We start from the raw sequence: 11,766 nt of genomic DNA, 5'->3' as shown, positions 1-11,766 counted from the left end.
TTAGTCGTCTTCCACGCGGGCGCGGAATCTCAGGTCGATCTGGCGGATCGCGCCGCCAGTTCCCGTGCGCCGGGCGCTGGCGCGCTCGAACCACAGGCCAACCAGATGACCCCGGTTCAAACTCAGCGCCGCACCTTCCAGCGCGTCACACACCGCGCCAGCCAGCGACTTGGCAGCGCCAAATCCTGCCGCCTCGGACACCACCGAGACCGTGAACCGATGCACCGCGCCCACACCCGACCGATCCGAGGCATCCCGCACCTCTTCCGGGCCAAGCGTCACGTAGGTCTGAGGCAACACCCCCGAAGGCACCGCGTCATAGATTGCCCCGCCCGACAACGCGCCAACCTGCGCATCCGCTGACAACTGCTGAAACACCGCCGCCTGCAACGCGGCTGATACGCCGTAACTCATGCCGCCACCTCTTCATCTGCAAAACAGGTCAGATACTGGCCGCGCCCATCGCGCTCAGCCACCGCGCGGATCACAAACCGCCGCGACCCTTCGCGAAACCGCTGATCCGGCGCGGGCCGCATGTCGGACCCCTCAGGCGCACCGCGCACCACGATGCGATAGCTAACCCGCGACACCGACGCTCCACCAACCGCCCGCTCCGCCCCGCTGCGCGCCGTCACTTCGGCCCAAAGTGCGCCCAAAGCGTCCCAGGTCTCGGTATAGCCGCCTGCGCCATCGGCCACGCGCGTCGGGGCCTCCAGCACCAGCTTACGGTTTAATCGCGGCGCGCTCATTGCATCACCCCTGCGCCAAAGCGCACAGTGCGATAGCGCTGGATCAGGCTGGTCACGCCAAAGGGCATGCACCCAGCACCCAGCGCCGTCTCATCGCGATATTCGTAGTAATGCGCCGCCAGCAGCAGCACCGCCTGACCCAGATCGGCAGGCAACCCGCCCCAATCCGCGGCCATCCCGGCGGTGAAACCGATCTTCACCGCCCCACCTGTCTGCACCTTTGGCAAACAAGATCCCGACGGGCGCAGCCGAGGGCGCTGCATATCGCCTTCCAGCCGATACCCCAATACATCCACCACGGTCTCGACCCCCGCCGCATCGCTCAGCGTCACCGCACCAACCGACACCACCGGAGCCACCGGCAGAACCTCACCCGCCGGATCACGCCAGGCACTAACGGTCCACGAGAAATCCCGCTCGATCAGAACCTTGCCGGTCCGCGCTTCAATCGCCGCAAGGGCCGCGCGCAGAAACCCTTTCAGCACCTCGTCCTGCACATCACCCTCGGCAAACCCCGTGCCCAGCCGCAGATGCGCCTTAAACTGATCCACCGGCAGCGCCGCATCCGCGATGGCGGTTTCTTCGATCAACATCATCCATTCACTCCGCAATCTCGGACCCCTCCGGGGCCGACCTTCAGAAAATGACGGGCACGCGCCGCCCCACGTTGCTCGGACGGAGGGGAGCAGCTAGACAACGCGAGGATTCACCCCGGCCCGTGCCCGCCGCCCGAGGGACCCGTAAGCCCCTCGGATTCGGCCCGCTTTAGGCGGTGCCGAATTTCACCAGCTTGATCGCAGCAAAATCGCTCACATCGCCGCCGACGCGCTTGGTCGCGTAAAACAGAACATGCGGCTTGGCGCTGAACGGATCGCGCAGCACGCGCAGATCAGGACGCTCGGCGATGGTGTAACCCGCCTGAAAGTCGCCAAACGCAATCGAGAAGCTGTCGGTCGCCGCATCCGGCATATCCTCGGCAATCAGCACCGGGTATCCCATCAGACGCGCCGGCTCACCGGCGGCCAGACCATCGGACCACAGGAAACGACCATCGCTGTCCTTCAGCTTGCGGATCAAACCAGCGGTTTTCGAGTTCATCACGAAGGTGCCATTGACCCGGTACTGCGCGCCCAGCGCGTAGGCCACATCCACAATGGCATCCGCATCGACACCGCCATCCGTGCCGGTCGCCACATAGCCCAGATTGCCCCAGCTCCAGCTGCCATTGTCGACCTTGGTGTGGTTCAGAAGACCCTTGGGCTTGTCCGCCCCATCGCCACCAATAAACGCCGCCGCCTCAGCCCGCGCGAACTTGTCCGCGATACGACCAGCCAGCCAGCCCTCAACATCAAACGCGCTGTCATCCAGCAGACGTTGCGACGCTTTCGGCAGCGCGCTCAGCTCATGCAGCGGGATGGAAATGCGATCAATCGACGGCGTCGCGGTCTCGGCTGTGGCCGAGGTCTCATCCGCCCAGCCCGCGCCGACATCCGTATGGTCGATCAGCACATCGAACGAATTCGCCTCGACATTCACCACCGACGCGATCGAGCGGATCGAGGCGGTCGAATTCAGCACCGACTTGATCATCTCAGCGGTCTGCGGATCAACCAGATAACCGCCATCGCTGTTCACCGCGCTCGACAGCGATTTGGCCTCAATCTCCAGCCCACGCAGCCCGTCATCCTCGCCAGAACGCACATAGGCATCGAACGCCTTCTGGTGCGGTGCGCCGTCCTCAATGGACACGGCAAGATGCGGGCGCGCCGCGATGGTTGATTTACGATCCAGCATGGTCAGTCGCTCTTCTGTCTGTTGCAGTTTGGTTTTAACTTCGGCCTTGAGGCCCTTGAATTCATTCACGAAGCCAGCCATCGCCTGCTTCACCTCCTGAACCAGGGGCGCACCCTCTCCGGTCAAGGCCGGGGTCTCGGTCTTGCTCATCAGCACTTCCTTTTCTGGGTGGGTTTTGAGGCGCTAGATCCGCGCCAGCTCCTGCCGGGCGTCGTTAAACACCTCGGCAATACTGCGCCAGGTGAACGCGGTATCAGGCTCACCGCCCTTCGCCGCCACCCGCGCACTGGGCAGCATCGGGAAAGTCACCAAGGACACCTCCCACAGCTCCAGTTCGGTCAGGACACGTTGGCCCTTGTCATTCTTCACAGCCCGCTTTGTGCGATAGCCAATCGACAGACCATCCATCGCACCCGCCCGTATCAACTCAGCTGCTTCACGCCCCTTCTGCGTGGCCTCCAGCAGACGCCCTTTGACCCACAGGCCCTTGTCGTCCTCGCGCACCTCGTCCCAGACGCCGATAGGCTGCGCCGGATCGTGCTGCCACAGCATCTTGACCCGCTGACCTGCCTTGGACAGCCCGTCCAGAGACCCCCGATACGCCCCGCGCTGCACCACATCGCTGCCCTGATCGACCTGCCCGAACAGGCTGGCATAGCCCTCGATCACCGCATCCTCGGTCACCGACAACCCGTCGCCAAACCGCGCGAATTTATGTTCCAAATCCATGAGCTTCTCCATGTAACCCGCTGACATTACGGCGCTACTACCAGTAACGACTGAAACGCCTGCGCCAAAATCACTGCCGCCACGCCGTAAACAGTCAGCCACAACCGCTTCTCCAGCCGCTCCATCATCTCTTCGATCTGATCCAGCCGCCTGCACAGATGCGCGTGCTGGATCTCGGCCACCCGCTCATGCGCGGCCAGCCTCAGCCCCGGCGCACACTCGAACGAGGGATAGTCACCCATCGCTACGCTCCGGTAGCCCCAACAACGCGCGCTTCTCGGCATCGCTCAGGAAATCGGCCCCACTCACCCGCGCCCATTGCGCATCGCGCTCGGCAGACAGCGCAGGCACCTGATCCAGATCGGGTTTCAGCACCAGATACTCACCCGAGAACCCCGCTAACCATTCCGACACCGCCGCCGCCACCCGCGTCACCAGAGGCAGCACGGTCAGGCGGTAAAACGCCCGGTTGGCCTCCTGATAGTTCGAATAGGTCGCGTCGCCCTGGATCCCCAGCAGCATCGGCGGGACCCCAAAGGCCAGCGCGATCTCGCGGGCGGCGGCTTCCTTGGTCTTCTGAAACTCCATATCGGACGGCGAAAAGCCCATCGGCTTCCAATCCAGCCCCCCTTCCAGAACCATCGGACGACCCGCATTCCGCGCCCCGCGATAGTTCTGCTCGATCTCATCCGACAGACGCCGGAACTGATCCTCGGCCATCACCCCATGGCCATCACCCTTCCACACCAGCGCCCCCGAAGGCCGCGCCGCATTGTCCAGCAACGATTTCGACCAGCGCGACGCGCTGTTATGCACATCAATCGCCATCGCCGCCGCCTGCATGGGCGAGAACCCATAGTGATCGTCCTGCGGATGGAACGATTTGATATGGCAGATGTTTTCCGCCGCAAACCGGTGCTTCTTGCCGCCCACCGCATAGTCATACGCCTTGGGCCAGCCATCCGCGCCCGGCACCACGCTCATCCGGTCCGAGCGCAAGACATGCAGCTCAATCGGCAGCCCTTCCTCGGCCCGCACCGCCTCGACATACGCATTGCCCGACAGCAGCAACTGCCCGAACAGAGCCTCCATCAACTCTGCCCGCCCCTGCGCCGCATTCGGACGACGCATCAGCGACAGGATCGGATGGGCATCAAACCGCTGCGCCTGATCCTGCAGCACCAACGGCAAAGCCGCCGCCGCCTCGGCAATCAGCTTAACGCATCGAAACCCCACCGGGTTCCCCGAAAAACCCGTCCGCGTCAGCGACACCGCATCCCGAGGGCTCCACGCCACGCGCCCGCCCGTCTGCCACGCCACCACAGGCCCCGCCGCGCTCGCCTTCGCCTCGGGCGCTGCCTCAGCCGATCCACGACGCAAGAAATCGAATACCATCTGTGCTCCTTTCTGCCGCCGCTCTGCCCGGCTTGTTGAAAGGAGTTATGACGGAAAGAAGTTTAAACCTCAGGAATGGAGCGTCCGGGGGGTGGGCAACACCGAAGATGTCGCATGGCAAAGAGATCCGTGATGCCCTGCTTCAAGGTTGCACTGCGATAAAACCGGTGCATTATCCAGCGCGTCTCATATGCTGCTATGGGCATAATCGGGATTCTCAGGACACTTCGAAATGGCAAACGAACCAGAACCAAAGGCGGTCGTGTTTTCCAGACTCAAGGACATCAATACGAAACCTGACCTGTTCAGCTCATACACCGCAAAAGAACTTTGGGCCGATGAATACCGCGCAAATCAGATGTTGCAGTTTCACCTGAACGAAACAATCGACGTATCGTCCAAAAATGTCGAATTTATCGACCGATCTTGCGAGTGGATTTCTAATCGCTTTCAAATCGGACCTGCTAAGTCGGTTTGCGATTTCGGCTGCGGACCCGGGTTATATACTTCTCGCCTGGCAAGGTCGGGCGCGCAAGTTACGGGTTTGGACTTCTCAAAAAACTCAATCCAATATGCCCGACGGCACGCTGAGCAGTTTGATCTGACCATCAACTACGTTGAGGTCAACTATCTCGACTTTGAGACTTCTGAACGGTTCGATTTGATCATGTTGATTATGTACGATTTTTGCGCGCTGAGCCCCGAACAGCGAAGACAGTTCTTGTCAAAATGCCTTCTTTTTCTGAAAGACGGCGGCTCTATCCTATTGGACGTATATTCAATGCCAGCATACATTGCGCGGGAAGAGATCAGAACTTACGAAAAGAACCAGTTGAACCACTTCTGGCATAAGGAAGATTATTACTGTTTCCTTAACACTTTCAAATACGACGCTGATGCAGTGGTGTTAGATAAATACAGTATCTTTCCAGAAATCAGTGAACCGGAAACGGTATATAACTGGTTGCAATACTTCAGCCCTGAAAGCCTTGCACAAGAAATCTCGCAAGCTGGGCTCGAAGTCACGAAATTCCTCGGGGATGTGTCAGGCCAACCATTTTCAGAACAGCATTCCGAGTTCGCGGTCATCGCAACAAAACCAATCTAACGAAGTCCTCACTTGCTCAATTGGGACGCAAAAACGCCGGGAATACCAGTCTTTTGACAATTGCCCATGTTCACCAAAGCAAAGCCTCTTAAACGCCTGCATCCACGACCACAGTCACGCCTGTACAGGCTCCGCAGCCAACCATGCAACGACGTACCCACCGGTTTGGCTTGCAAAACGTGATGCACTGAACCAACTAAAATGCACAGGCATCCGCGCGCCCGAAACTGTCGCTAAGACCCGGCCAGACCCAACCTGTTCCGCAAAAGGAAGTTTCGGAACTCTGACCAGTCCGGTCTTTGGTTCAACTCTTCGATCTTGTCACGATGCCATTCACAGGCGTGGGCGTGCAGGTCCGATAACCGCGGATCCTCCATCAAACGGTCCCTAACGGGCATCGCCTTTTGCCATATCGGCAAAATGGATCGGTCCTCGGCGATATTGGCATTCATGTTCAGCCAATATTTCTCGGCCTGATCATCATGCACGTGATTGGTTTTTCCCCGGTCTCGTTTCACCAGAAACGACCCGATAGAGCGCGTGACATAGTGGTGAAGGCGCGCAAAGTCGTGCCGAAACGTGCCGTCCGACCGCCACGTGACCTTTTCCGGGTCCAGACACTGACCACCACCATCCACCCATCGGACAGAAGCAATCGCCTCGGGGGCGGCACCTTTAGGGCGATGCGGGCCATAACGGGTGAATATTCCGGTGTTGCGGGTAATGCTTTTGAACCCTGCGGCGACGCCGGAATGAAAACTGTCCTCGGCATCACACAGAAAAAACTGCTCGGTCACCGGCTTGTCTTCAAAACTTTCCTGCCCACCACAGCCAAAGATTTTCCAGGTGAACGAAGCGACATCAACAGGCCCACCGGCCGCGTCCTCCAGCATGGCCAAAAGCGCCGGAAGGGTCGGTTCAGGCAGGCGGATGTTGAGGTATTCATCTACATCCACCGAGAAGGTCCAGTCCGCCGCCAGAAATTCGGGGTGCGCCCGCACCCGCCTTAGCATCGTGTTCTGGGGGCTTTGACCGGGTTTCACGCTATTGTCGACATGCGTCGCAACGCCGAGCTCTTGCAGACGTTGCGCAATCAGATCCGTCCCGTCGGCGCAGTCATTTGTGTAAATCAGAAAATGCGAAACGCCGAGGGACAGGTAATAGGCCACCCAATCGATCATGAACGGACCTTCGTTTTTCATCGTCGAATAGATGACAATTCTGTCGCTCAAAATCTGACCTCCCAGTGATAGTCAGATACGCCAAACGGATTGCCCCCAATCGGACGGACATAACAATAAACATTTGTCGCGACAGGGGCCATCGAAGGAACCACAATGTTAAAGTTTCTGAACAGCGACCTGTGCCCCCTTAATCGCTTTCAGTCGCACGTCACCGGCATGTTTGCCCAAAAACTCGTGAAATGCGCGCATAACGCCGTCTTTCCACCACCCTTTTCGATGATAGTCATCCAGCATGATGACCCCGCCTGCCCCCATTTTCGGCATCAAAGCCTCAAGGTCGGCAGCGACCCCTTCATAGGAATGATCACCGTCAAGATAGGCAAAGCCGACGGTTTCATCCTCAAATTGCCTCAGGGCAGGAACTGAGAAATCCCGAATGACCGAGACCTGCCCCAATGCGATCTCTTTGCTGTATTTTTTGCACACGGACTCATAAATCAGATCCATATCCGTCTGGCTGCGAGCACCAGCAAGCGAAGCACCGCTCTCTGCATCGGGCTGGACACCCCAAGGATCGATGAGACACAGTTTGGTCGGCTTCAACTCATCCAGAAGTATTTGCGAAAACTCGCCTCGCCAGACTCCGATCTCAAGGATAAGCTTCCCTTGCGGCATTGTGCTCAGAAGTTCGCGACGCAAACTGTCCTTGCGTTTGCGCTGCTCGGCCTGTCTGCGGCGGCGATCTTCCTTGGACAGAGCCTCAGCCATAGGCTTGTTCTCCCTTTTCCGAGTTTTGCAACGCCTCGACCAAATCAATCCATTCTGGTCGCGCACGCAGTTCCTGGGCCTTTGCACGATGCCAGTCGCATGCACGCTCGTGTAAGGTAGACAGCTGCGCATCTTCCATCATTGCGGCGCGAATGTCGTGCATTGCGGGCATATGCGGCAAGATCGAACGATCCTCGACCGTGTTGTGGTTCATAATAAGCCAGTAGCTCAGACCTTGGTCTTGTCCGACATGGTTTGTCCGCCCCCGATCCCGTTTCACCAAAAAGCTGTCTGTGCTGCGCACCGCGTAGTGGTGAATGCGTGCGAATTCGTGACTGAAACCGCGCCAGGCTTTCCATTTGACCTGATCCGCCGGGTGCAGATTTCCCCCCGCATCCCGCCATTTCACGCCTTCATAAGGCGCGTCGGGGTTGGGTGCATGTTCCGAATCGATCCGGGGGCGATGTGCCCGAAAACGGCTAAACTTGCCGTTGTTGCGAAACAACGTCTTGAAGCCCTTGGTCCGGTGATGGGGGTAACCATCTTCCGGTGCCGCCATGAAGAATTGTTCGGGCACAGGATTATCGTCAAATTCATTGAGCCCTGCATTGCCGAACATCCGCCACGTGATCGAAATGGCATCAGCGTCACCGCTGGCTTCGACCACCGACTTGATGGTCCCCTCGGGCAGGCGAACATTGATGTATTCGTCCACATCCAGGCTCATGACCCAATCGGCAGCGGCATAGCTGGGATGGTTCCTGGACAATGAAAATGCGCGGTTTTGCGGGGTGGCACGCGGCCCCAGAATGTTTCGCTCGTGATGCGCCCAACCCAGAGCCTGCATCCGGTCCGCAATTTCATCGGTCCCGTCCGCACAATCGTTGGTATAGATCAGGATATCGTCGAAACCGATGGCACGGTTGAACGCCACCCAGTCGATCATGAACGGCCCTTCGTTCTTCATCGTTGTCACGATGAGAAAGGTCTCATCCTTCATATGTCGCTCTCTTGCCTGTCCGTTCCGGTTTATTGCCGCTCTGTTTAGAACAACCTCAGGATTTTGTCCAACTCGCCCGTCACCACTACGCGCTTTGCTTTTAAGAAACTCTCAACGATGCAGGCAATTACAAAACGCCCGATATCAGAGCGTATCGGCAACCCGCAAAATCCATACGGCGACACACGCAGATATCCCTACAAAACAACAAAGAACAGGGTCAGGCCCCACGATTTTGCGGAATGACTTCATAGCCGGGCTCTTCCGGCTCATCATCCGTCATTTCTGGAGGAAATCCGGGAGCCAGGATCTCCATACCAGTCACATCTTCCAGCCGTTTGATAATGTTGGGGGACAATTCACGTTCACCGTATCGGGCGATCCCGTCTTCGAAAATCTTGATCATCAGCGGGTTGATCTCCAGCGGCACTCCGGCGCGGTCGGCGACCTCTTGAAACAGGCCGATATCCTTTTTCACCAGATCCATGGTGAAGGAGATATCGCGCGAGCCGTTCAGGATGACCTGACTTTCGGTCTCATGCACAAAGGATGTACCCGAGGAAATCTTGATCGCTTCATAGGTGGTGCCAAGGTCCATACCAGCGGCCTTGGCGGTCACCAAAGCCTCGGCACAAGTGATCAGGTTGGCGGTGGCCAGATAGTTGGTCAGCACTTTCAGAACCGAGGCCGAACCCAACTCGCCCGTGTGCAGGATGCGCCGGCCCATGGTGGTCAGGAAGGGCAGTATACGCTCGAACGTCGCGCGATCGCAGCCCGCGAAGATCGAGATATTGCCGGTCGCCGCCCGGTGACAGCCACCCGAAACGGGGCAGTCCACCGCGGCGCCTCCGCGTTCGATGACCAAAGCGCCAAGGCGTTTGACCTCGGCTTCGTCGGTGGTCGACATCTCCATCCAGATTTTGCCGGGGGTGACCTCGGGCAGCATCTCTTGCATCACCGCGTCTGAGGCGGCGGGGGATGGCAAACAAGTGATCACCGCATCGCAATCGCGCATCAGTTGGGCCGGGCTTTCAGCCGCCTTGGCCCCTTGGGCGACAAACGCGGCCACCAGATCGGGGTTCAGATCATGCACCGTCAGATCGATCCCGTTGCGCAACAGCGATCCCGACAGCTTGCCCCCTACATTGCCCAGCCCGATAAACCCTACTTTCATGCGCCGCATCCTCCTGTTCGCGTCTTGCGAACCATGCCAGCACGTCGGCCCAACCGGATCATGCCGCCCAGCGACCCGGACAGGTCGCTTTTTACCCGCGTGATCACGGATCGGCGCGTTGCGCTTGACAAGCGGGGCAACCCTGCCGCATGTCCCTTTCGTTGGTGTCTGCGACAGCAGATGAAAAGGGAATGCGTCAGCGGATTTTCCGTTAAACGCAGCCGCCCCCGCGACCGTGACCGGAGAGGGTGCCCAAGCCACTGGCGAATGCCGGGAAGGCGGGACATCCGACAGAGGCCTGCCTCTGAAATCCGCAAGCCGGGAGACCTGCCAGCACCCGAAGATGAAACCGGACGGGGTGTTCCGGTGTCGGGTCAATGGACCCGCATGAAACCCCGTCCCCCACGAAGAGGATTTGGGGGGATGAGAGACATGACCGAGACCGCTCCGGTCGAATTGCTGGTTTGCACCACTTGCCGTCGCGGGCTGCCCGTCGAAGACGATGCCCAACGCGCCGGCACGCTTTTGCACAAAGCGCTGGAACAGGCGGACCTGCCCGAAGGGATCACTCTAAAAGCCGTGGAATGCCTGTCGAATTGTGACGAGGGCTGTTCCATCGTGCTGCGGGGTGGCCCGGATCGCTGGACATTCGTGTACGAGCATCTGAATGAGGTCGACCATGTTGACGTGATCGTTGACGGTGCCACCAAGTACCTTGAGACCGAGGACGGCCTAGTAAAATGGCGCGAACGCCCTGAACATTTCCGCAAAAACTGTGCGGCCCGCATTCCCCCGATTGGAGCCCTGAAATGAGCAATCTCGAAAAACTCCCCGTCACCGTGATCACCGGCTTTCTGGGTTCAGGCAAGACCACGCTGGTGCGCCACCTGATGCAGAACCCGCAGGGCAAGCGTTTGGCCGTTGTCGTCAACGAATTCGGCGATGTTGGTGTTGATGGCGATATCCTGAAATCCTGCGCCATCCCGGATTGCCCGGCGGAAAACATCATGGAACTGGCGAACGGTTGCATCTGCTGCACCGTGGCCGACGATTTCATCCCCACGATTGAGGCCCTGATGGCGCTGGAGCCGCGCCCCGATCACATCCTGATCGAAACCTCCGGCCTCGCCCTGCCCAAACCGCTGCTGAAAGCCTTCGACTGGCCCGATATCCGTTCGAAAATCACCGTCGATGGCGTGATCGCTCTGGCCGATGCCGAGGCCGTCGCCGCCGGTCGTTTCGCGCCCAATGTCGAGGCGGTCGACGCCCAGCGCATGGCTGACGACTCGATCGACCACGAAACGCCCCTGTCCGAGGTGTTCGAAGATCAGATTTCCTGCGCCGACATCATCCTGCTGACCAAGCCCGATCTGGCCGGTCCCGAAGGCGTTGCCAAAGCGCGCGAGGTCATCGCCGCCGAAGCCCCGCGCCCGCTGCCCGTGGTTGAGGTTGCCGAGGGAGCCGTGGACGTGCGCGTTGTACTGGGTCTGGAGGCTGCTGCCGAGGATGACATGGACGCCCGTCCCAGCCATCACGACGGCCACCACGATCACGAGCATGACGATTTCGAAAGCATCATCGTCGAGCTGCCGGAACAGTCTGACCCGCTGGATCTGGTTGCCAAGATCGAACGTCTGGCCAAGGAACTGAACATCCTGCGCGTCAAAGGTTATGCCGCCGTTCAAGGCAAACCGATGCGCCTGCTGGTGCAGGCCGTTGGTGCCCGTGTACGTCATCAATACGACCGCCCGTGGGAACCCGGCGAAGACCGCCGCTCGCGCCTTGTCGTGATCGCCGAGCATGACGACATCAAAGAGGCCGAAATCCGCGACATCCTCGTGGGTGTGACCGAGGCCGCCGAGTAA

Annotated in this window: 14 protein-coding genes and 1 riboswitch; of the genes, 3 read left to right on the top strand and 11 right to left on the bottom strand. The window is 59.2% G+C overall.

What is annotated here, in order from left to right:
* From ACR0K4_RS01335 to ACR0K4_RS01305, 7 genes are all read right to left on the bottom strand, one after another.
* Nucleotides 1-414, bottom strand: coding sequence for a DUF3168 domain-containing protein (locus ACR0K4_RS01335; protein WP_480852529.1), 414 nt, complete (start codon nt 412-414; stop codon nt 1-3).
* Entirely contained in the window at nt 411-749 is a 339-nt protein-coding gene (locus ACR0K4_RS01330; RefSeq protein ID WP_480852528.1) for a phage head closure protein, read from the bottom strand. Before ACR0K4_RS01330 ends, ACR0K4_RS01335 begins: the two co-directional genes overlap by 4 nt.
* The gene (locus ACR0K4_RS01325) at nt 746-1,345 is read right to left on the bottom strand and encodes a head-tail connector protein (protein ID WP_480852527.1); all 600 of its coding nucleotides are present in this window, start codon (nt 1,343-1,345) and stop codon (nt 746-748) included. The genes ACR0K4_RS01330 and ACR0K4_RS01325 overlap by 4 nt, the downstream gene beginning before the upstream one ends.
* A gap of 169 nt (nt 1,346-1,514) precedes the next feature.
* A complete protein-coding gene (locus ACR0K4_RS01320; RefSeq protein WP_480852526.1) occupies nt 1,515-2,693 on the bottom strand; it encodes a phage major capsid protein in 1,179 nt (392 codons plus the stop codon).
* A gap of 33 nt (nt 2,694-2,726) precedes the next feature.
* Nucleotides 2,727-3,272, bottom strand: a complete 546-nt coding sequence (locus ACR0K4_RS01315) for an HK97 family phage prohead protease (RefSeq protein ID WP_480852525.1) — start codon at nt 3,270-3,272, stop codon at nt 2,727-2,729.
* A 26-nt stretch (nt 3,273-3,298) separates the two neighbouring features.
* Nucleotides 3,299-3,514 (bottom strand): GTA head formation protein, RCAP_rcc01685 family, encoded by a 216-nt coding sequence (locus tag ACR0K4_RS01310; protein WP_480730094.1) that lies wholly within the window; start codon nt 3,512-3,514, stop codon nt 3,299-3,301.
* Nucleotides 3,507-4,667 (bottom strand): phage portal protein, encoded by a 1,161-nt coding sequence (locus ACR0K4_RS01305; RefSeq protein WP_480852524.1) that lies wholly within the window; start codon nt 4,665-4,667, stop codon nt 3,507-3,509. Before ACR0K4_RS01305 ends, ACR0K4_RS01310 begins: the two co-directional genes overlap by 8 nt.
* 232 nt (nt 4,668-4,899) lie before the next feature.
* Here ACR0K4_RS01305 and ACR0K4_RS01300 point away from each other — a divergent pair, with 232 nt between their 5' ends.
* Nucleotides 4,900-5,775, top strand: coding sequence for a class I SAM-dependent methyltransferase (locus tag ACR0K4_RS01300; RefSeq protein ID WP_480852523.1), 876 nt, complete (start codon nt 4,900-4,902; stop codon nt 5,773-5,775).
* 233 nt (nt 5,776-6,008) lie between these two features.
* Here ACR0K4_RS01300 and ACR0K4_RS01295 read toward each other — a convergent pair whose 3' ends face one another.
* The 4 genes from ACR0K4_RS01295 to ACR0K4_RS01280 form a co-directional block, all read right to left on the bottom strand.
* Nucleotides 6,009-7,007: a glycosyltransferase family 2 protein gene (locus ACR0K4_RS01295; RefSeq protein WP_480852522.1), complete on the bottom strand. Its 999-nt coding sequence runs from the start codon at nt 7,005-7,007 to the stop codon at nt 6,009-6,011.
* Nucleotides 7,008-7,115: 108 nt separating this feature from the next.
* Complete coding sequence (locus ACR0K4_RS01290) at nt 7,116-7,727, bottom strand: class I SAM-dependent methyltransferase (RefSeq protein ID WP_480852521.1); 612 nt, start codon at nt 7,725-7,727, stop codon at nt 7,116-7,118.
* Nucleotides 7,720-8,727: a glycosyltransferase family 2 protein gene (locus ACR0K4_RS01285; RefSeq protein ID WP_480852520.1), complete on the bottom strand. Its 1,008-nt coding sequence runs from the start codon at nt 8,725-8,727 to the stop codon at nt 7,720-7,722. Before ACR0K4_RS01285 ends, ACR0K4_RS01290 begins: the two co-directional genes overlap by 8 nt.
* Before the next feature lie 220 nt (nt 8,728-8,947).
* Nucleotides 8,948-10,012, bottom strand: coding sequence for an NAD(P)-dependent oxidoreductase (locus ACR0K4_RS01280; protein WP_480852706.1), 1,065 nt, complete (start codon nt 10,010-10,012; stop codon nt 8,948-8,950).
* Nucleotides 10,013-10,046: 34 nt separating this feature from the next.
* Nucleotides 10,047-10,250: riboswitch (cobalamin riboswitch) on the top strand.
* An 83-nt stretch (nt 10,251-10,333) separates the two neighbouring features.
* On the opposite strand from ACR0K4_RS01280, the gene ACR0K4_RS01275 reads away from it, so the two are divergent.
* Entirely contained in the window at nt 10,334-10,714 is a 381-nt protein-coding gene (locus tag ACR0K4_RS01275) for a DUF1636 family protein (RefSeq protein ID WP_480852519.1), read from the top strand.
* Entirely contained in the window at nt 10,711-11,766 is a 1,056-nt protein-coding gene (gene cobW, locus ACR0K4_RS01270; RefSeq protein ID WP_480515576.1) for a cobalamin biosynthesis protein CobW, read from the top strand. Before ACR0K4_RS01275 ends, cobW begins: the two co-directional genes overlap by 4 nt.

This window comes from Ruegeria sp. K11, assembly GCF_056531905.1.
This window is presented reverse-complemented; position numbering and strand designations above follow the sequence as displayed.

Bases quoted from the DNA above. Each gene is read 5' to 3' on its own strand.
- ACR0K4_RS01335 (WP_480852529.1), bottom strand. From the start codon at position 414: ATGAGTTACGGCGTATCAGCCGCGTTGCAGGCGGCGGTGTTTCAGCAG.
- ACR0K4_RS01330 (WP_480852528.1), bottom strand. From the start codon at position 749: ATGAGCGCGCCGCGATTAAACCGTAAGCTGGTGCTGGAGGCCCCGACG.
- ACR0K4_RS01325 (WP_480852527.1), bottom strand. From the start codon at position 1,345: ATGATGTTGATCGAAGAAACCGCCATCGCGGATGCGGCGCTGCCGGTG.
- ACR0K4_RS01320 (WP_480852526.1), bottom strand. From the start codon at position 2,693: ATGAGCAAGACCGAGACCCCGGCCTTGACCGGAGAGGGTGCGCCCCTG.
- ACR0K4_RS01315 (WP_480852525.1), bottom strand. From the start codon at position 3,272: ATGGATTTGGAACATAAATTCGCGCGGTTTGGCGACGGGTTGTCGGTG.
- ACR0K4_RS01310 (WP_480730094.1), bottom strand. From the start codon at position 3,514: ATGGGTGACTATCCCTCGTTCGAGTGTGCGCCGGGGCTGAGGCTGGCC.
- ACR0K4_RS01305 (WP_480852524.1), bottom strand. From the start codon at position 4,667: ATGGTATTCGATTTCTTGCGTCGTGGATCGGCTGAGGCAGCGCCCGAG.
- ACR0K4_RS01300 (WP_480852523.1), top strand. From the start codon at position 4,900: ATGGCAAACGAACCAGAACCAAAGGCGGTCGTGTTTTCCAGACTCAAG.
- ACR0K4_RS01290 (WP_480852521.1), bottom strand. From the start codon at position 7,727: ATGGCTGAGGCTCTGTCCAAGGAAGATCGCCGCCGCAGACAGGCCGAG.
- ACR0K4_RS01285 (WP_480852520.1), bottom strand. From the start codon at position 8,727: ATGAAGGATGAGACCTTTCTCATCGTGACAACGATGAAGAACGAAGGG.
- ACR0K4_RS01275 (WP_480852519.1), top strand. From the start codon at position 10,334: ATGACCGAGACCGCTCCGGTCGAATTGCTGGTTTGCACCACTTGCCGT.
- cobW (WP_480515576.1), top strand. From the start codon at position 10,711: ATGAGCAATCTCGAAAAACTCCCCGTCACCGTGATCACCGGCTTTCTG.